18 protein-coding genes are annotated in these 16,697 nt (G+C 61.4%); 4 read left to right on the top strand and 14 right to left on the bottom strand.

Annotated elements, in window-relative coordinates; all coding sequences use genetic code 11:
• Window positions 1–9 precede the first annotated feature (9 nt).
• The 7 genes from KHO31_RS18950 to KHO31_RS18920 all read right to left on the bottom strand — a co-directional run bounded on the left by KHO31_RS18950 (window position 10) and on the right by KHO31_RS18920 (window position 7,104).
• A complete protein-coding gene (locus KHO31_RS18950; protein ID WP_201072226.1) occupies window positions 10–1,290 on the bottom strand; it encodes a dicarboxylate/amino acid:cation symporter in 1,281 nt (426 codons plus the stop codon).
• 483 nt (window positions 1,291–1,773) lie between these two features.
• Window positions 1,774–2,844 (bottom strand): ABC transporter ATP-binding protein, encoded by a 1,071-nt coding sequence (locus KHO31_RS18945; RefSeq protein WP_201072225.1) that lies wholly within the window; start codon window positions 2,842–2,844, stop codon window positions 1,774–1,776.
• Window positions 2,845–2,876: 32 nt separating this feature from the next.
• On the bottom strand, window positions 2,877–3,668 hold the full coding sequence (locus tag KHO31_RS18940) for an ABC transporter permease (RefSeq protein ID WP_201072224.1): 792 nt from the start codon (window positions 3,666–3,668) through the stop codon (window positions 2,877–2,879).
• The gene (locus KHO31_RS18935; protein ID WP_201072222.1) at window positions 3,665–4,603 is read right to left on the bottom strand and encodes an ABC transporter permease; all 939 of its coding nucleotides are present in this window, start codon (window positions 4,601–4,603) and stop codon (window positions 3,665–3,667) included. Before KHO31_RS18935 ends, KHO31_RS18940 begins: the two co-directional genes overlap by 4 nt.
• 166 nt (window positions 4,604–4,769) lie before the next feature.
• Complete coding sequence (locus KHO31_RS18930) at window positions 4,770–5,882, bottom strand: ABC transporter substrate-binding protein (RefSeq protein WP_201072220.1); 1,113 nt, start codon at window positions 5,880–5,882, stop codon at window positions 4,770–4,772.
• A 105-nt stretch (window positions 5,883–5,987) separates the two neighbouring features.
• The gene (gene ugpQ, locus KHO31_RS18925; protein ID WP_211623917.1) at window positions 5,988–6,770 is read right to left on the bottom strand and encodes a glycerophosphodiester phosphodiesterase; all 783 of its coding nucleotides are present in this window, start codon (window positions 6,768–6,770) and stop codon (window positions 5,988–5,990) included.
• A gap of 190 nt (window positions 6,771–6,960) precedes the next feature.
• On the bottom strand, window positions 6,961–7,104 hold the full coding sequence (locus tag KHO31_RS18920) for a hypothetical protein (protein WP_201072216.1): 144 nt from the start codon (window positions 7,102–7,104) through the stop codon (window positions 6,961–6,963).
• A 214-nt stretch (window positions 7,105–7,318) separates the two neighbouring features.
• Here KHO31_RS18920 and KHO31_RS18915 point away from each other — a divergent pair, with 214 nt between their 5' ends.
• Window positions 7,319–8,089: a DeoR/GlpR family DNA-binding transcription regulator gene (locus KHO31_RS18915; protein WP_201072214.1), complete on the top strand. Its 771-nt coding sequence runs from the start codon at window positions 7,319–7,321 to the stop codon at window positions 8,087–8,089.
• Between the two features lie 16 nt (window positions 8,090–8,105).
• Here the strand turns inward: KHO31_RS18915 and KHO31_RS18910 are convergent, their stop codons facing one another.
• Window positions 8,106–9,773, bottom strand: coding sequence for a Na/Pi cotransporter family protein (locus tag KHO31_RS18910; RefSeq protein ID WP_201072212.1), 1,668 nt, complete (start codon window positions 9,771–9,773; stop codon window positions 8,106–8,108).
• Between the two features lie 225 nt (window positions 9,774–9,998).
• Here KHO31_RS18910 and KHO31_RS18905 point away from each other — a divergent pair, with 225 nt between their 5' ends.
• Window positions 9,999–10,682, top strand: coding sequence for a histidinol-phosphatase (locus KHO31_RS18905; RefSeq protein ID WP_201072209.1), 684 nt, complete (start codon window positions 9,999–10,001; stop codon window positions 10,680–10,682).
• 11 nt (window positions 10,683–10,693) lie between these two features.
• On the opposite strand, the gene KHO31_RS18900 is transcribed toward KHO31_RS18905, so the two are convergent.
• The 3 genes from KHO31_RS18900 to tauA are packed head-to-tail and all read right to left on the bottom strand — an operon-like array spanning window position 10,694 to window position 13,430.
• The gene (locus KHO31_RS18900) at window positions 10,694–11,533 is read right to left on the bottom strand and encodes an ABC transporter permease subunit (protein WP_236060849.1); all 840 of its coding nucleotides are present in this window, start codon (window positions 11,531–11,533) and stop codon (window positions 10,694–10,696) included.
• 26 nt (window positions 11,534–11,559) lie between these two features.
• On the bottom strand, window positions 11,560–12,366 hold the full coding sequence (locus KHO31_RS18895; protein ID WP_201085877.1) for a taurine ABC transporter ATP-binding protein: 807 nt from the start codon (window positions 12,364–12,366) through the stop codon (window positions 11,560–11,562).
• A 41-nt stretch (window positions 12,367–12,407) separates the two neighbouring features.
• Entirely contained in the window at window positions 12,408–13,430 is a 1,023-nt protein-coding gene (tauA, locus tag KHO31_RS18890; RefSeq protein ID WP_201085878.1) for a taurine ABC transporter substrate-binding protein, read from the bottom strand.
• A gap of 276 nt (window positions 13,431–13,706) precedes the next feature.
• On the opposite strand from tauA, the gene KHO31_RS18885 reads away from it, so the two are divergent.
• Window positions 13,707–14,153, top strand: a complete 447-nt coding sequence (locus KHO31_RS18885; protein WP_201072198.1) for a hypothetical protein — start codon at window positions 13,707–13,709, stop codon at window positions 14,151–14,153.
• Window positions 14,154–14,208: 55 nt separating this feature from the next.
• On the top strand, window positions 14,209–14,343 hold the full coding sequence (locus KHO31_RS39730; protein ID WP_268959059.1) for a hypothetical protein: 135 nt from the start codon (window positions 14,209–14,211) through the stop codon (window positions 14,341–14,343).
• 118 nt (window positions 14,344–14,461) lie between these two features.
• On the opposite strand, the gene lipA is transcribed toward KHO31_RS39730, so the two are convergent.
• The 3 genes from lipA to KHO31_RS18870 form a co-directional block, all read right to left on the bottom strand.
• Entirely contained in the window at window positions 14,462–15,469 is a 1,008-nt protein-coding gene (gene lipA, locus KHO31_RS18880; RefSeq protein WP_012431571.1) for a lipoyl synthase, read from the bottom strand.
• A gap of 13 nt (window positions 15,470–15,482) precedes the next feature.
• Window positions 15,483–16,208, bottom strand: coding sequence for a lipoyl(octanoyl) transferase LipB (gene lipB / locus KHO31_RS18875; protein ID WP_201072195.1), 726 nt, complete (start codon window positions 16,206–16,208; stop codon window positions 15,483–15,485).
• Between the two features lie 141 nt (window positions 16,209–16,349).
• A complete protein-coding gene (locus KHO31_RS18870; protein WP_093645639.1) occupies window positions 16,350–16,676 on the bottom strand; it encodes a DUF2917 domain-containing protein in 327 nt (108 codons plus the stop codon).
• Window positions 16,677–16,697 lie beyond the last annotated feature (21 nt).

Below are 16,697 nucleotides of genomic sequence, written 5' to 3'. Positions count from 1 at the left end.
CGATGCGGCTTAAACCCCAGCAGGCTCCTTGACCGCCACTTCACCCCGCAACGCGGCGTTCAGCTTGTTGCGGTCCAGTTCCTTTTCCCATGCCGACACGACCACCGTCGCCACCCCGTTGCCGACGATGTTCGTCAGCGCGCGGCATTCGCTCATGAAACGGTCGATACCGAGAATCAGCACCATGCCCGACAGCGGAATGGTCGGCACGACAGCAAGCGTTGCGGCCAGCGTGATGAAGCCTGCCCCCGTGACACCGCTCGCGCCCTTCGACGTCAGCATCGTCACCGCCAGCAAGGTGAGCTGCTGCGTCCACGTGAGGTCCGTGTTAGTGGCCTGAGCGATGAACAGCACCGCCATCGTCATGTAGATGTTGGTGCCGTCGAGGTTGAACGAATAACCGGTCGGCACCACGAGACCCACCACCGAGCGCGAGCAGCCGAGCTTTTCGAGCTTCAGCATCAGTTGCGGCAGCGCGGCTTCCGACGAGCTCGTGCCGAGCACGATCAGCATCTCTTCCTTGATGTAGCCGACAAACCGCAGAATGTTGAAGCCCACCGCACGCGCGATGATGCCGAGCACGACCACCACGAACACGATCGAAGTCAGATAGAACGTGCCGATCAGCTTGAGCATCGGCAGCAGCGAGCCGATACCGTACTTGCCGATCGTGAAGGCCATCGCGCCGAACGCGCCGATCGGCGCCAGCTTCGTGATGATGCGCACGACGCCGAACAACACATGCGAGAGCCCGTCGATGAAGTTGGTGACGACCTTGCCCTTCTCACCGGCCGTGGCCAGCACCGCACCGAACAGCAGCGCGATCAGCAGGATCTGCAGGATTTCTCCCTGTGCGAACGCCGACACTAGCGTGTCCGGAATGATGTGCATCAGGAAGTCGACCGTGGTCTGGCCGTGCGCCTTCGCGGCATACGACGCAACGGCCTTACCGTCGAGCGTGGCAGGATCGATATTGAAACCGACGCCCGGTTTCAGCACGTGCGTGGCGATCAGACCGAGCACCAGCGCGAAGCTCGAGACGACTTCGAAGTACAGCAGCGCCTTACCGCCGACGCGCCCGACCTTCTTCATGTCTTCCATACCGGCGATACCCGTCACCACCGTACAGAAGATGATCGGCCCGATCACCATCTTGATCAGCTTGATGAAGCCGTCGCCGAGCGGCTTCATGTCGATGGCGAAGTCCGGCGAATAATGGCCGAGCGCAATGCCGATGATGATCGCCACGATCACCTGGACGTACAGCACTTTGTGGATAGGTTTCTTCACGATGTTTCCTGCGATGTGGATGAGCTCAAGGCCTGCCACGCTGCGCATCATGCGAACGAAAAATCGTCACGCCTGTGCACGGCATTAGGCCGCGACAAGACGACGAATTCAGAAATACCGGGAAGGGAAATCAGACATCGTTGTCTCCTTGCTTTAGTTGTCGGACCGTTGCGGCCGCGCGATCTAAATTGCAAGGTCGATGCCAGCTTGATGCGAAGCGAATTGCTTTGATTTGTATAGGTTTTTTAGCACGCTATGGCGCGCGGCGTCCGGGATTCCGGAAATCCGGACGAGGCGTGTCGGGGAATCCGGAATTTGTAAAGACCGCGAACCCGGGAAAACCCGGAGAACCTTGCGGGCTGCGGCTTTCGCCTATTTCAGCCGAAACCGCCCACCCTGTACGCGGGGCTTTCGCACGCGCCACGAGAACTGCTCAGTCCGTACGCGCGGCCCTCGCACAAGTCAGGCACTGCGGTTTGGCTTCTATGCGCCGCCCTCTTCCAGCACCAGCAGGTTCTCGTGCGAGAAACCGAGCGACACTGGCTGCCCCCGTTCGGGCAAGCCGCGATTCGGGTCGTTGAACACATCGAGCGAAATGACCGCATCCTTCACGCGCGTTCGGATGCGCACCACCGCGCCGAGGAAATTCACTTCTTCGACGGTCGCGTTCAGTGTGTTGCGGCCCGGCGCGGCCGGCTCCAGCACGATTGCTTCCGGCCGTAGCGCGAGCATGCGTTTCTTGCCGGCGTCGTCCGCTGGCAGTTCTTGCGTGGTGGTCAACTCCTGACCGTCGACGGCCATCTTGCCGGTTTTCGGGTCGATCACATGGCCCGCCAGAATGTTCAGCGTGCCGACAAACGACGCGACAAAGCGCGTGCGCGGGTAGTTATAAATATCCAAAGGCGAACCGATCTGTTCGACTCGCCCCTCGTTCATCACCACGATGCGGTCGGAAATGGACAGCGCCTCCTCCTGATCGTGCGTCACGAAAATCGACGTGATGCCCAACTCACGCTGCAACGCGCGAATGTCTTGCCGCAACGAAATGCGAATCTTCGCGTCGAGCGCCGAGAGCGGTTCGTCGAGCAACAGCACCTGCGGCTTGCCGGCGAGCGCGCGCGCCAACGCCACGCGCTGCTGCTGGCCGCCCGACAACTGCCACGGATAACGCGCGCCGAGATGCGGCAGCTTGATCAGTTGCAACATCTCCTCGACGCGCTTGTTGATCTCCACCTGCGGACGGTGCGTGATCTTCAGTCCGAAGCCAATGTTGTCGGCGACCGTCATGTTCGGAAACAGCGCATACGACTGAAACACCATGCCGACTTTGCGCTGCCGGGTCCGAAGGTGCGTCACGTCCTTGTTATCCAGCCGGATGATGCCGCGCGTCGGAGTTTCGAAGCCGGCGATCATCCGCAGCACCGTGGTCTTGCCACAGCCGGACGGTCCAAGGAACGTGATGAATTCGCCGCGTTCGATCTTCATGTCGAAGTGATGCAGCGCAGTGTTCGCCCCGAAGGACTTGTGCAGATTTTCGATCTCAAGGAATGCCATGATTCGCTACCTTAGTCGGTCAAATGAGTCCGTCAAATTTTCTGGCCGCTAAGCGCGCGGGCCGAACCGAATACCTGAATCAAACCCATCGACGCCCACGTAATCACGAACGCGATGATCGCAAGCGCCGACGGTTCATACGCGCGGTTCGCACCGATCAATTGCAGATACGGGCCAAATGCGGGGCGGTCGAGCAGACTCGCCAGCGTGAACTCACCGATCACGACGGCAAAGGTGAGAAACGCCCCGGACAGAATGCCCGAGCGGATATTCGGGAAAATCACCTTGAACAGAATCGTCGGCCAGTTCGCACCGAGACATTCGGCGGCTTCGGTCAGCGAGCGCACGTCGACCGCGCGCAAACCAGCGTCGACCGCGCGATACATGTACGGCAGCGAGAGCGTCACGTAACCGAACACCAGTAACAGGTCGGTCGCGCGCTCGTTACCGGTGAGCGGCAGAATCGAGCTGCTGTTATAGATACGCAGATAGCCGAACACGATCACGATCGCCGGCACCACCAGTGGCAACAGTGTGATGAATTCGACAATCGGCCGCAGTTTCGGCAGGCGCAACTGCACGTAGTACGCAGTCGGCACCACCAGCAATATGCCAACAATAATCGTCAGCACCGCCATCAGGATCGAATAGCCGAACGAGGCCTGAAAACGCGGATCGCTCAGCACGACGCTATACGCTTCGAAGCTATAAACGCCGCGCTTCATGCGCAGGCTGAATTCGAATGTGGCGAGCAGCGGAATCAGAAAGTACAGCGAACCGACGATCATCGCGGTCCACGCGCCCACACGCGATTGGCTTTTCATCGGCGCCCCCTTTCTGCGCGTGAACGCAACCAGATGTAGCCGCCGTTCGACAGCCCAGTCACCAGCACCATGCCGAGCGCGAGTGCGTAGCCGAGGTTCTGGTTGTGCATCACGTCGCCGCGAATCTGCGCGTACAGCAGGATCGTGACGATGTTGAGCGAACTGCCGGTCAGCGCGTAAGCCGTGGCAACGGCGCCGAACGAGTTGGCGAACAGCAGCAGCGTCGCGCCGAGCACGCTCGGCCACAACACCGGCAACGCCACGTGGCGCCAGTATTGGAAGGCCGTGCCGCCAAGGCAGTCACAGGCTTCACGCCATTCGCGCTTCAGGCCGTCGAGCGCGGGCGTGACGATCAGCACCATCAGGGGAATCTGGAAGTACAGGTAAGTCAGTGTCAACCCGGAGAAGCTCAGGACACTGAAGCCTGTTGAGTACAGATTGAAGCCGAGATACTTCTTCAGTAATACAGTCACGAGACCAACGCGCCCCAACGTGCAGATGAAGGCGAACGCGAGCGGCACGCCGGCAAAATTCGAGGCAACGCCGGAGAACGTCATCAACGTAGGACGAATCCAGCCCGGCAATTTGCCTTGTACTGCCGCCCACGCGAGCAGCGAGCCGATCAACGCCCCGCCTAGTGCGGAAGCAGCGCTCACCTTGAAGCTGATCCAGTAGGCGTCCATCACCGTGGGCTGCAGCAGATCACGGAAATTGGCGAGCGTGAAGTGGCCTTGCGGATCCTGAAATGCGCCGACCATTAGAAAGCCGGTTGGCAAAATCAGGAACAACAGTGCGAAGGTGAAAAACGGCACCACGCCGATCCAGGCGAGGAGTTGCGACGCGCGGCCCGGACCGCCGACGCGAGGTGTTGGCGTGGGCGCAGGTGGAACCAGTAATTCCGGCTGCACCGTTCCGGCATCCGATGAAGCGCTCATAGCTCACCTTTGGCAATCTGGCTAACGCGTGACGCGCCGCTCTCGTCGGGCGACGCGCCACCTTCGAATCTGCACATTGCGGTTAGAAACGGCGGCGTGTAGAGAATTCGATCGACCTCTGCTCCCCTGCCGCCGCACCCGCCTGCACCCGCCTGCACCACGACGATTACTTGACGTTCGCGCCGACCGCTTCGTCCCAGTGCTTCGTGATGGTGTCTTTGTAGGCGTCCTGTTGGGACAGCGTCGGGAACACCACATTCTTGTACGACGACGGCGGCGGCAGCTTGTCGAGCAGCGCTTGCGGCACTTTTTTCGCCGCCACCAGTTCGTTGTAGCGCATCGGATGGCAATAGCCGGTCAGCCAGCCGATCTGGCCTTCGTCGGAGTACAGGTATTCCATCCACAGCTTGGCGGCATTCGGATGCGGTGCGTACGCGCTGATCGCCTGAACGTACACACCCGCGACCACGCCCGTTTTCGGAATCACAACCTGCACCTTCGGATTACCCTTCAGCGTGTCGCGGTCGGCCAGCGCGTTGTAGTCCCAACGCACGACGATCGGTGTGGTGCCCTGCGCGAGCGATGCGGCCTTGCCGATCACCGGTACGAAGTTGCCGCTCTTGTTCAGGTCGGCAAAATATTTGAGACCGGCCTGGTCGGCCTTGCTCGCGTCGCCCTTGCTTTGCGACAGGCCTGCGGCGAACACAGCCTGGATTGCCTGGTTGGCCGTGCGCGGGTCGCCCGCGAGCGAAACGGCGTTCTTATAGTCCGGCTTGAGCAGATCACTCCAGTCGGCCGGCACCTTGTCGATCATGTCAGCGTTCACTTCAAACGACAGCACGCCGTAGTAATCGCCATACCAATAGCCGTCGGCATCTTTCGACTCTTTCGGAATCGAGTTCCACGAAGCGACCTTGTACGGCTGCAGCAGACCCTCGGCCTTCGCGGTCGGACCGAACGACAGACCCACGTCGATCACGTCAGGCGCTTGCGGGCCCTTGTTGCCCTTGTTCGCCTTGATGGCTTCGACTTCGTCGCCCGAACCCGCATCCGGATTCAGCTCGTTGATCTTGATGCCGTATTTCTTCTGAAAGCCAGCGACCAGTTGACCGTAGTTGCACCAGTCGTGCGGCAACGCGATCACGGTGAGTTGGCCTTCCTGCTTGGCGGCTGCGACCAGTGCGTCGAGCGGCGCGGCCGAGGCGCTGCTCACGCCGGCTGCGGCAACGCCCGCAGCGGCCGACATCGAAAGTAAACGAGCTAACGCGGTGCGCTTCATAGTCTTCCCCATCCTCTGCCGAAATTGCTACGTTTGGAAATTTCTGGTTTCAAGCTCTATGGGCGCGCGCCTGTGCAAGCTCGCACTCGCGTACCCGCGCCATGCTCAGGCCGGCTTTGCCGGTGCCTGAAACATGTCGTGTTCCAGTATATCGATGCGATCAGTACAAATCATGTCGACGCCCCATTGGGCCAGCAGCCTCGCACGCTCAGGCTCGTTCACCGTGTAGGCCAGCACGCGTAATCCGGCGGCCTTGATCTCGGCGACCAGCCGCTCGTTCAGATACCGGTGGCTCGCGTGCAACGACACGCAATCCAGTTCCCGCACAATGCGCAGCCAGTCCGCCGGGACTTCTTCGAACAGCATGCCGCGTTGCAATACGGGCGCCGCATCGCGCGCCGCGGCAAGTGCCTCGAACGAAAACGATGACAGCAGCGGAGTCTGCCCTTGCCACAGAGTCAGCGCACCGCTTGCGACCAGTTGCCCCGTGATCTCGTCGCGCCCCGGGCACGGTTTGATTTCGATGTTGGCGGCAATGCCATCTCGCGCACAACGCCCCGCGGCCTCGGCGAGCGTCGGCAGGTGCGTGCCGGCGAACTGCGGCCCGAACCAGGCGCCGGCATCGAGCGCGGCTAGTTGGTGCCACGTGTGTTCAGCAGCGGCGCCATGACCGTTGGTGGTGCGTTCCAGCGTGTCGTCGTGCAACAGAAAGAGCTGGTTGTCAGCGGAAAGCTTGGCGTCGAATTCGACCATGCGGTAGCCGTAGCGCACGCACGCGTCGAAACCGGCCAGCGTGTTCTCCGGCGCCAGCGTGCCGCCGCAGCGATGCGCAACCAGCTTCGGATACAGCCAGTTTGCGGTTAAGGTGCGATCAATCCCGTTTCCCACGTCTCGTTACCTTCCAGATAGAGCGGGTTAATATGCTCTCGACACGTTCCCGGCTACCACTGCCATGCAACAACTGCGCCCTGCAGCCTCTACGCGTGAGCCCCGCACGTAGTATCGCGCCAATGGGCAGCGCTGCGATAGCTGGCCATGAGGCCAATGCCACACCCGCGACGTCCCTGCTATCTTATGGTCAGGATGCCGAACCGTGCGACTTCCAGGCAGCGCCGCATGCAGCAGCGAATTGTTCAGACGGCAGATCCCAAGATTCATTATGGCAACGACATGAGTCAATCAAATTGCCAAAAAGCGCCGCAAAATGCTCGAAATCGGACATTTCAATTCCTTTCCGAACATTTGATGTTCGAAATGGGCGCAACGCTTCGATCTGCGAAGGCTAAGGTGAAATACACAAACTTGCAAGCTGCCAAAAAAATACAACACAATTGGGCTAAAGTAGTACGCTTGACATAGTCCGGACACACATCCGTGTCCACGATGGCACTTTAAAAAAGCCGTGTCAGCGAGCGTTCGCATCCAAGGAAAAATGCATGTGGCAGGAAGACCGTCATCAGAGAATTCGCGCGTTGCTGTCTACGCTTCAACGCGTGTCGACCGAACGGATCATGGCGGACCTCGGGGTGTCGCGCGAAACCGTGCGGCGCGATCTGCTCGACCTCGAAGCACTCGGTGAACTGAAGCGCGTGCATGGCGGCGCGATCAAACCCGCCGACGAGGCACCAATCGCCGAGCGCGCTCACATGCGTGTCAAAGCTAAAACGGCGATTGCGAAGGCGGCCACCGGTTTGATCGCAAGCGGCCAGACACTTTTCATCGATGCGGGCACCACCACCGCGGCGCTCGCTGAAGAGCTGGCGAAACTGGCGAACCTGACGATCGTCACCAATTCCATCGACGTCGCGCTGAAAATGCGCGGCGCCGTGGATCAAACGGAAGCGGCCAACGAAGTCATTCTGCTAGGTGGCTCGATCAGCGATCGCGCCATGGCGACCACCGGCGCCACCACCGTGCTCGACATCCAGCGCTATCGTGCGGACATGGCCTTGCTCTCGCCGGTCGGCATCGATCACCGGCATGGCGCGACCAACTACGATCACGCTGAAACCGAAGTGGCACGCGCCATGGTCGCTAACGCCGATCGCGTGGCGATCCTCGCCGACTACAGCAAGATCGGGCAGCGCAGCCGGATTTCGTACTGTCCGGTCGATCGGATCGATGTGCTGGTCACCAACAAAAAGGCGGCCGAAGCCGCCGACTTTGCCGCGCTAAAAAAGAAGCTGGAAGAAATCGTTCTGGCTTAGGGCCTAGGGCCTCGCCCTACTCCTTCACATACATCGTGTCGAGCACGCGCTTGCGCAAGCGCGTATCGCGCAGCGCGCCAGCTGCGTCGAGCACCGGATAGGCCGTCGAACAGAACAGCGAATTGAGTCGCTTCATGTCGCTGATCAGATCGAGATGCAAAGCGCTGGTTTCGATACTGCGCAAGGTTTGCCCGGCGAGCCGGTCCAGGTGTTTGTATGAATACGCGCGCTCCAGATCGCGAAAGCGCTCCTTCTCCGCCAGCAGCCGCTCGGCGCAACGCAGATCGTTATTCAGAAACACCGACAGGCCAAGCTGCAGATTGCCGACGAGCCGCGCGTGCAGGTCGTCGAGCTCGCCCAGCCCCTCCTCCGAAAACGACAGGCGGTGCGCGATTTTCTTTTCCTCGATATCGCAGACGATCCGCTCGATGATGTCGCCCGCATGCTCCAGGTTGATCGTCAGCGAGATGATGTCGGTCCAGCGGCGGCTGTCGGCCTCGTCGAGTTGCTCGCGGGAGATCAACGTCAGATAGCTTTTGACCGCAGCATAGAGTTGGTCCACGTCGTCGTCCATACGGACCGTTTCGCGCGCCTTTTCGAGGCTATTGTTATGGATCAGGTCGGCGACGTTATCGAGCATGGTGCGCACAATGTCGCCGATACGCAGCACCTCACGCGCGGCGTACGCGAGTGCGAGCGTGGGTGTAGGGAGCGCGGCGGCATCCAGATGCAGCGGCCGCAGTTCGCCGTTGGCTTGCGGCCGCTCGGGCAACACCCGCGTGCAGATGCGTGCCACCGGATCGATCAGCAAAAGGCAGGCGCAGCAACGCAGCGTGTTGTAGATCACATGAAAGCCGACCACCGCTTCGCGTGGATTTGCGATCAGCACCGGCAGCCCGCGCGCAAGCAGCGGCGCGAAAGGCAGGATGAGCAGCGCGCCGGCCAGCTTGAACGCCAGACTGCCCAAGGCCATACGCCGCGCCGCCGTGTTCTGCGCGAGCGTACCCATCAGCGCCAGCAAGCCGCTGCCGAGATTCGCGCCGATCACGAGACACAGCGCCACCTTCAGTGAGATCACGCCGGACGAGGCAAGCGTCGCTGTCAGCAGGACCGCTGCAAGACTCGAATAGGACAGCATCGCGAACGCTGCACCGACCAGCGCGTCGAGCATGGTGTCGCCGGTCAGCGCGCCGAACATCACGCGCACGCCGGCGCCGTGCATCATCGGCTGGGCGGCTTCGACGATCAGATGCAAGGCCAGCAGAATCAGACCAAGCCCGATCAGCGTGCGCCCGATCTGGCCGACGCGGGTTTGCTTGCGCGACAGAAAGAGCGGCACGCCAAACAGAATCAGGATCGGCGACAGCCATGACAAATCGAGCGTGAGCAGCCGTGCCATGAGTGCGGTGCCGACGTCGGCACCAAGCATGATCGCGAGGCCGCTGGTGAGCGGCAGAAGACCTTGCGCGGCAAACGACGTGGCGATCACCGCCGTCGCATTGCTGCTCTGCACGAGGCTCGTAACACCAACGCCCGAAAGGAAGGCACGCCAGCGGCTGCTGGTGCTGCGCCCGAGGACGCCGCGCAGATCGGCGCCGAGCACGCGCAGGATGCCGGTACGTACGATGTGCGATCCCCACACGAGGAGCGCCACACCAGCCAGAAGGTTAAGAAGGATCAACATAAGGCACTGCGCATCCGTTCCTGCTGCCATCACTCGAACCGCGTGCCGCGCGAACCAGCACCCGGGGCGTTTATGACAGTAGTGTTGCACATTTCTGCCTTATTGTAATTTTGTGCTTTTAAATATACGCTCGTGCCAACCTGCGGATCGCTGTGCACCGGCTCATCGTGCGGAACGCGATTCGTTCGATCACTTCATTTGCCCACTTCATCACGAGGACTCTGGATGAGCCGCAACCTTGCGCTGTTCGACCTGGACCATACGCTGCTGCCGCTCGACAGCGATCAGGCGTGGGCCCACTTCATCGCCGGATTGGGCATAGAAGGCGCTGCGCAGCACGCGGAAGAGATCGACGATTACTACCGGCAGTACGTGGCCGGTACGCTCGATATGACCGCCTATCTGAACTACACATTGGCGCCGCTGGCTCGCCACTCGCGTGAGCAGCTCGACGCGTGGCATGCGCAGTTCATGGAGGCGGTGATTGCGCCGGCCATCCTGCCGGCCGCGCGGGAACTCGTGCAACGTCATATCGAAGCCGGCGACCTGTGCTGCATCGTCACAGCCACCAACGTGTTCATTACGAAGCCGATCGGCAAGGCACTCGGCTTCGAACATCTACTGGGCATCGATCTCGGCACCGAGGGCGGCGATCCTTTGGCGCGCTTTACCGGACACGCCGTCGGCGTGCCAACCTTCCGCGAAGGCAAGATCACCCGTACCGAGAACTGGCTGGCTTCGCTCGGACATCGCCTGCAAGATTTTCCGCAGAGCTGGTTCTATAGTGACTCGATCAACGACGTGCCTTTGCTCGAGCGCGTCACCCATCCGGTCGCGGCCAATCCCGACCCGCGTCTGCGCGCCATTGCCACGGAGCGCGGCTGGCCGGTGATCGAATTGTTTGCTTGAGGCCAGGCTGGCTACACGCGCCCCTTCCACGGTACCAGCCGCCGTTCAAGCGCACGCATGCCGAGATCGAATAACCACGCGATCAGTCCGATCAGCACAATGCCCATCACCACCACATCGGTGCGCAAAAAGCTCGATGCGTTGAGGACCATCTGACCGAGACCAGCGGTCGCCGCGACCATCTCGGCGGCGACCAGCGTGGTCCAGCCGAAGCCGATCGCAATTCGCAAGCCGGTCAGGATCTCAGGCAACGCCGCCGGCAGGACCACATAGCGCACGATCTGCACGAAGCGGCCACCGAGCGAGTACGCCGCATGAATCTGCTCGACCGTCGCGCTGCGCACACCGGCGCGCGCCGCCATCGCAATCGGCGCGAAACAGGCGAGGTAGATCACAACGATCTTCGCCGTCTCGTCGATACCGAACCAGATCACCACCAGCGGCAAATACGCAAGCGGTGGCAACGGCCGGTAGAACTCCAGCGGCGGATCGAGCAAACCGCGCGCAACCCGGCTCACGCCCATCAAGATCCCGACCGGTACCGCCGTGATCGCGGCCAGCGCGAACGCGCCGAATACGCGCAGCGCACTCCATGCGAGATGCTCGGAGAGCGGCAAGCCGCCTTGAATACGTCCGTGCCAGGCGTCCTGAAACGCGGCCCAAACGGCCTCGGGCGTCGGCAGGAATAGCGGAGGCAGCCAATGCAGATGCGTGGCGAGCCACCATAGCGCTGCGAGCGTCGTTACCGAGACCGCGCTCAGCGCCGCAGTCGGCCCTTCGCCCGGCAAGCGCCAGCCGCGTACCGGCCGCGCCTTGCGTCCGGGCGGTTCGCTGGCCTGGGTCAGTGGCACGTTGCCCAAAGATCCACGCGAAGCCGTCACAACACCACCTCTTCCTGATTCCGCTCATTCCGTTCGTGCAGACGGCGCACCAACCGTTCGCGCCAGTCGATGAATTCCGGCGACGACTTGATCGCGCGTGCGTCGCGGGTCTCGAGAAAGCGCTGTGCGAATGGCAGGTCGTAGCTCTCTGCGATACGGCCGGGCCCCGGCGTCATCACGACGAGGCGAGTCGCCAGAAACAGCGCTTCCTCCACGCTATGTGTAATGAAGAACACCGTCTTGCGGGTGCGGCCCCATACGTCCAGCACAAGCTCCTGCATCGACTCGCGCGTCATCGCGTCGAGCGCACCCATCGGCTCGTCCATCAGCAGCACTTGCGGATCGCTTGCCAGCGCGCGTGCAATACCCACGCGCTGCTGCATGCCGCCGGACAGCGCGTAGACCCGCGAACGCGCATGCTTCTCGAGCCCAACCAGCGCGAGCATCTCCAGCGCGATGCGCTCACGCTGCGCCTTCGGTACACGCTGAAAACGCAAGCCGAGGGCGACGTTGTCGAGCACGTCGAGCCAGGGCATCAGCGCGTACTTCTGGAACACGACGCCGCGGTCCGCGCCCGGCCCAAGCACGGGCTCGCCGTTCAAACGCACCTCGCCCCCGGTCGGTTGAATGAAACCGGCGATGCAGTTCAGCAAGGTCGTCTTGCCGCAACCGGATGCACCCAGCGCAACGACGAACTCGCCCGGTTCGATGCGCAGATCGACGTCGGCGAGCGCGACGTGCGGCGCCGCGCCGCGTGCGCCTTCGTAGGCGACGTGCAGCCGCCGGATCTCAAGACTGCTCATCGCCGTGCCTCATCATGCCGATGGATAACCATGCTCAACCGTTAATGCGCCGCGCGCTGCACGAACTGAGGATCGACGCCGGTCGAGTAGTCGGCCAACACATTCTGAATCGTGCCCTGCGTCTTCAGGAATGCAGCAGTCGCGGCCAGCGATTTAGCCGCGCCAGATTGCGCACCGCCGCCAAGCCATGCAGTCGATGCCTGCTGGGCCGGTGTCGGGAACGCATACAGCGCGAGGCTCGCCGGCACTTCCTGAGCGGTGGCGCCGGACTCTTTCGCAACCGCCTCGACCTGCGGCGACGTCGCGGTCCATGCCGACGTGTGATCGCGGTAGCTCGCATCGGTCGCGGCCAGCACCTTCACGAAGCGCGCGACGAACTCGGCATTCTGACTAGCGAACTTGCGGTCGACAACGAAGCCGTCGAACGTCGCCTTGCCGGTTTGCTGCGCAACCTGACCCGATGTGATCAGCACTTTGCCGTTCTTCTTCACCTTCGCCAGCACCGGGTCCCAGATGTAAGTCGCGTCGATGTCGCCGCGCTCCCACGCCGCCGCGACTTCAGGCGGGCGCAGATTGACGATCTTCACATCGGACGGATTCACGCCGGCGTTCTGCAAGGCAACCAGCGTATGAAAGTGCGAGGTCGAAACGAACGGGACGCCAATCTTCTTGCCCTTCAGACCGGCGACACTGGTGATGTTCGAGCCGTCGCGCGCGACCAGCGCTTCAGCGTCGTTGATGTTGTCCAGAATCCAGAACAGCGAAATATCGACGCCTTGCGATAGCCCGGCTGCAATCGGGCTCGACCCTGCTTCGCCGAGTTGCACTGAGCCGGAAGCCAGCGCGCGGATCACGTCCGCGCCGCTGCCGAGCTTGCGATAAGTGACCTTGTAGCCGGTGGCTTTTTCGACTTCGCCGGTCGCCTGCGCATAGCGCCACGGCACGACCATGTCCTGATATGCGATCACGACTTCTTTGGTGTCGGCGTGTGCAACGGAAGAAAGCGGCGCGGACAGCGCGAGCAGTGTAGCGAACGCGGCGAGCGGACGAAGGAAGCGGTTCATCGAGAAGCCCCTTTGGTGGGTATTGTCTGGGAGGCTTTCGACTATAGGGAGTTTATCCGGCGGCGGTTCTAATTAATCCACGATTGCTAATGACGCTGTTCGAGCATTGCTTTTCACGTTGAGTTGGATCGGCACGACTGTTGCGATGGGCGGTGAGTGGCTTCTAGCGAATGATTATGGATTGGGGTGCCTTAGCGCAAGCTGGCCGTTCGGCGGATTGACCGAGCATTGAGCGCAGCGGGATGATCTCTGCATTGCCCACACTTCAGTATTCCTATGATCGTTCTACTTAGCCGCTTGAGTTGGTTGTTTTTTAGTGTCGGCGTACCGGTGTTCGCGCCGATCGCCCTGCTGCCCTTGTTGAGCTTTTCGCGATTCTATCGGCACGCGTCGAAAGGCATTGCAACAAAGGCCATTCGGGACGGACAGTTACTATGGGTCGTCATTTCGATGTGCGCCAGCGCTTGCTATGAGATCGGTTGCGCGTTGAGCGAAGCGTCGACAAACAGCATGCTTGCTTTCATGTTGGCAGGACTACTCTGGCACGTGCTGCTTATCGTTGCAGCGTCCATACTCGTGTCGTTCGCCGCAGCCGATGCGGCATCCCGCCAGGTATATGACGCCAGCGAGATAACCCGTGACCGAGGACTGATATGGCTTTCACTGTTGATGACGGCAATCGTTTCGACCTCTTTCTCCATATCTCATTATTCGTTAACCTAAATAATTTTCAACCGCTGAGCTATACTTTTCACCGTGCCTCACAGGGAGAACCCACATGCCCAATCTGATCGACTATGTCATCGAGAACCGCGCATTTCGCGAGCGCTTTATCTTCTTCATGTACCCCTTCACGATCATCGGTGGAACGCTCGCCTCGATTTGCATGCTGCTCGCACGGCATTACAGGTAACTCGCGCGGGTAGACCGCCAATGCATGACTCGGGCGGCAAAAACCCGCGTGCCAAAAAGAACAAAGCCCGCAACAAGTGCGGGCTTTGTTCTTCAGACAACGACTCCGTCTAAACCAGTCAAACCACCCCTGCTCCATGCGCCTGCAAGTCAGCGTGGTAGCTCGAGCGAACCATCGCGCCCACCGCGGCGTGCGTGAAGCCCATCTTGTACGCTTCTTCTTCGTACATCTTGAACGTGTCCGGATGCACGTATGAGCGCACCGGCAGATGGTGTTCCGACGGTTGCAGATACTGGCCGATCGTCAGCATGTCCACATTGTGTTCGCGCAGATCGCGCATCACCTGCAGGATTTCTTCTTCGGTTTCACCGAGGCCGACCATCAGGCCTGACTTGGTCGCGACGTCTGGATGCAGCGCCTTGAAGTCCTTCAGCAGCTTCAGCGAATGCGCGTAGTCCGAACCCGGGCGCGCTTCCTTGTACAGACGCGGTACCGTTTCGAGGTTGTGGTTCATCACATCGGGCGGTGCGGCGTTCAAAATGCCGATCGCGCGATCCAGACGGCCGCGGAAGTCCGGCGTCAGAATTTCAATGCGTGTTTCCGGCGACAATTCGCGCGTCTGACGGATACATTCCACAAAGTGAGCCGCGCCGCCGTCGCGCAAATCGTCACGGTCGACGCTCGTGATCACCACGTACTTCAGCTTCAGCGCGGCGATGGTGCGTGCCAGATTGCCCGGCTCATCCACGTCGAGCGGATCGGGGCGGCCGTGGCCGACGTCGCAGAACGGGCAACGGCGCGTGCACTTGTCGCCCATGATCATGAACGTCGCGGTGCCCTTGCCGAAGCATTCGCCGATGTTCGGACAGCTCGCTTCCTCGCACACCGTGTGCAGGTTGTGCTCACGCAGAATCTGCTTGATTTCGTAGAAGCGCGAATTGCCGGTGGCCGCTTTGACGCGGATCCAGTCCGGCTTTTTCAGCTTTTCGATCGGGACGATCTTGATCGGAATACGGGCGGTCTTGGCTTGCGCCTTCTGCTTCGCGGTGGCGTCGTAGGCAGCGGCGGAAGCCGGCACGGCATCGGGTGCGGGAGAAGCTGCGAGGTTCGCGGTAACGTCAGTCATTCGTTCGGTCCAGTCAGGTGGTGAGAGCACCGGCCTGCGGTTGGGCGACGGCCGCGGGACTGCCGTCGAGGTTTGCGGTGAGGCGTGCTGCAAAGGTACGGGCCACGTCGTCCCAGCCGGCGGCAACGCCCAGCGTTGCCATATCGACCGTTTCGAGCCCCGCGTAGCCACACGGATTGATGGCCAGAAACGGCTTCAAATCCATGTTCACATTCAGGCTCACGCCGTGATAGCTGCAGCCGTTGCGGATTTTCAGACCCAGCGCGGCGATCTTGGCGCCGGCGTGCAGCCCGGCGTCCGGCCCGGGCGCCACGTAGATACCGGGGGCGCCCGCCTTGCGTTCTCCGGCGAGATTATACGCCGCGAGGGTGTCGATCACGGCCTGCTCGATCCGCGTGACCATCTCGCGCACCATCAGCTTGCGTCGGCGCAGGTCCAGCAGCAGGTAGGCAACCACCTGTCCGGGCCCGTGATACGTGATCTGCCCGCCCCGGTCGACCTTGACAAGCGGAATGCCGCTATCGGCGGCCAATAGATGCGCCGGGTCGCCGGCCTGGCCGAGCGTAAAGACGGGAGGGTGTTCGACCAGCCAGATTTCGTCGGGTGTATCGGCAGTGCGCGCGTCGGTAAACGCGCGCATCGCGTCGAAACTGGCTTCGTAAGGTTCGCTGCCAAGCCAGCGCAGCGTAAGCGGCGCCGTGGCGGGCAAGGGAGACGGGGAAACCGGGGTGGTACACATGATCCCGGCAGTTTACCGAAATATGGGAATCTCCGCCGGACGCGCCGGTATTGGCTAGCGTCGCGTTGCAGGTTCGTTTCCCACCCGCGCGCCGCCCAGTTGCAGTGGCGGTCCGTGATCGCGTCACGGCACCGCCCGCGCTCACACCGTGCGCCAACCTCCACGCATGCGGGCCGCCAGCCGTTCGCCGACCCGCGCGAGCCAGTTCAGCGCACGTTCATCGCAACGCGTCGGCACCGAAAACGCGACTTTCGCATGCGTGCTGCCCTCGGCGCTCAACCACAACCGTTCACCGCGCCGCAGCCGCAGCGTGTGGCCGGGCTGCAGCCAGTAGTCTTCCGTGTCGTCGCTGCGCGTGACCCACACCGCGCCGCCGTGCACGACCAGCTTGGTGCTGCGTGCCACCTTCATAGGAATGGTTTCGCCGTTGCGGATTTCAAACCCGATGCTAGAGGAAATTTCTCGCATGATGCCCTCGCCAAAGTTCGT

Source organism: Paraburkholderia domus, assembly GCF_905220705.1.
In the GTDB taxonomy this organism is placed as follows: domain Bacteria; phylum Pseudomonadota; class Gammaproteobacteria; order Burkholderiales; family Burkholderiaceae; genus Paraburkholderia; species Paraburkholderia domus.
This window is presented reverse-complemented; position numbering and strand designations above follow the sequence as displayed.

Coding starts and splice junctions, on each gene's coding strand:
- KHO31_RS18935 (WP_201072222.1), bottom strand. CDS start 4,603: ATGAGCGCTTCATCGGATGCCGGAACGGTGCAGCCGGAATTACTGGTT.
- KHO31_RS39730 (WP_268959059.1), top strand. CDS start 14,209: ATGCCCAATCTGATCGACTATGTCATCGAGAACCGCGCATTTCGCGAG.
- KHO31_RS18895 (WP_201085877.1), bottom strand. CDS start 12,366: ATGAGCAGTCTTGAGATCCGGCGGCTGCACGTCGCCTACGAAGGCGCA.
- lipB (WP_201072195.1), bottom strand. CDS start 16,208: ATGTGTACCACCCCGGTTTCCCCGTCTCCCTTGCCCGCCACGGCGCCG.
- KHO31_RS18920 (WP_201072216.1), bottom strand. CDS start 7,104: ATGTCCGATTTCGAGCATTTTGCGGCGCTTTTTGGCAATTTGATTGAC.
- KHO31_RS18870 (WP_093645639.1), bottom strand. CDS start 16,676: ATGCGAGAAATTTCCTCTAGCATCGGGTTTGAAATCCGCAACGGCGAA.
- KHO31_RS18910 (WP_201072212.1), bottom strand. CDS start 9,773: ATGTTGATCCTTCTTAACCTTCTGGCTGGTGTGGCGCTCCTCGTGTGG.
- KHO31_RS18885 (WP_201072198.1), top strand. CDS start 13,707: ATGATCGTTCTACTTAGCCGCTTGAGTTGGTTGTTTTTTAGTGTCGGC.
- KHO31_RS18905 (WP_201072209.1), top strand. CDS start 9,999: ATGAGCCGCAACCTTGCGCTGTTCGACCTGGACCATACGCTGCTGCCG.
- KHO31_RS18945 (WP_201072225.1), bottom strand. CDS start 2,844: ATGGCATTCCTTGAGATCGAAAATCTGCACAAGTCCTTCGGGGCGAAC.
- KHO31_RS18940 (WP_201072224.1), bottom strand. CDS start 3,668: ATGAAAAGCCAATCGCGTGTGGGCGCGTGGACCGCGATGATCGTCGGT.
- lipA (WP_012431571.1), bottom strand. CDS start 15,469: ATGACTGACGTTACCGCGAACCTCGCAGCTTCTCCCGCACCCGATGCC.
- tauA (WP_201085878.1), bottom strand. CDS start 13,430: ATGAACCGCTTCCTTCGTCCGCTCGCCGCGTTCGCTACACTGCTCGCG.
- KHO31_RS18915 (WP_201072214.1), top strand. CDS start 7,319: ATGTGGCAGGAAGACCGTCATCAGAGAATTCGCGCGTTGCTGTCTACG.
- KHO31_RS18930 (WP_201072220.1), bottom strand. CDS start 5,882: ATGAAGCGCACCGCGTTAGCTCGTTTACTTTCGATGTCGGCCGCTGCG.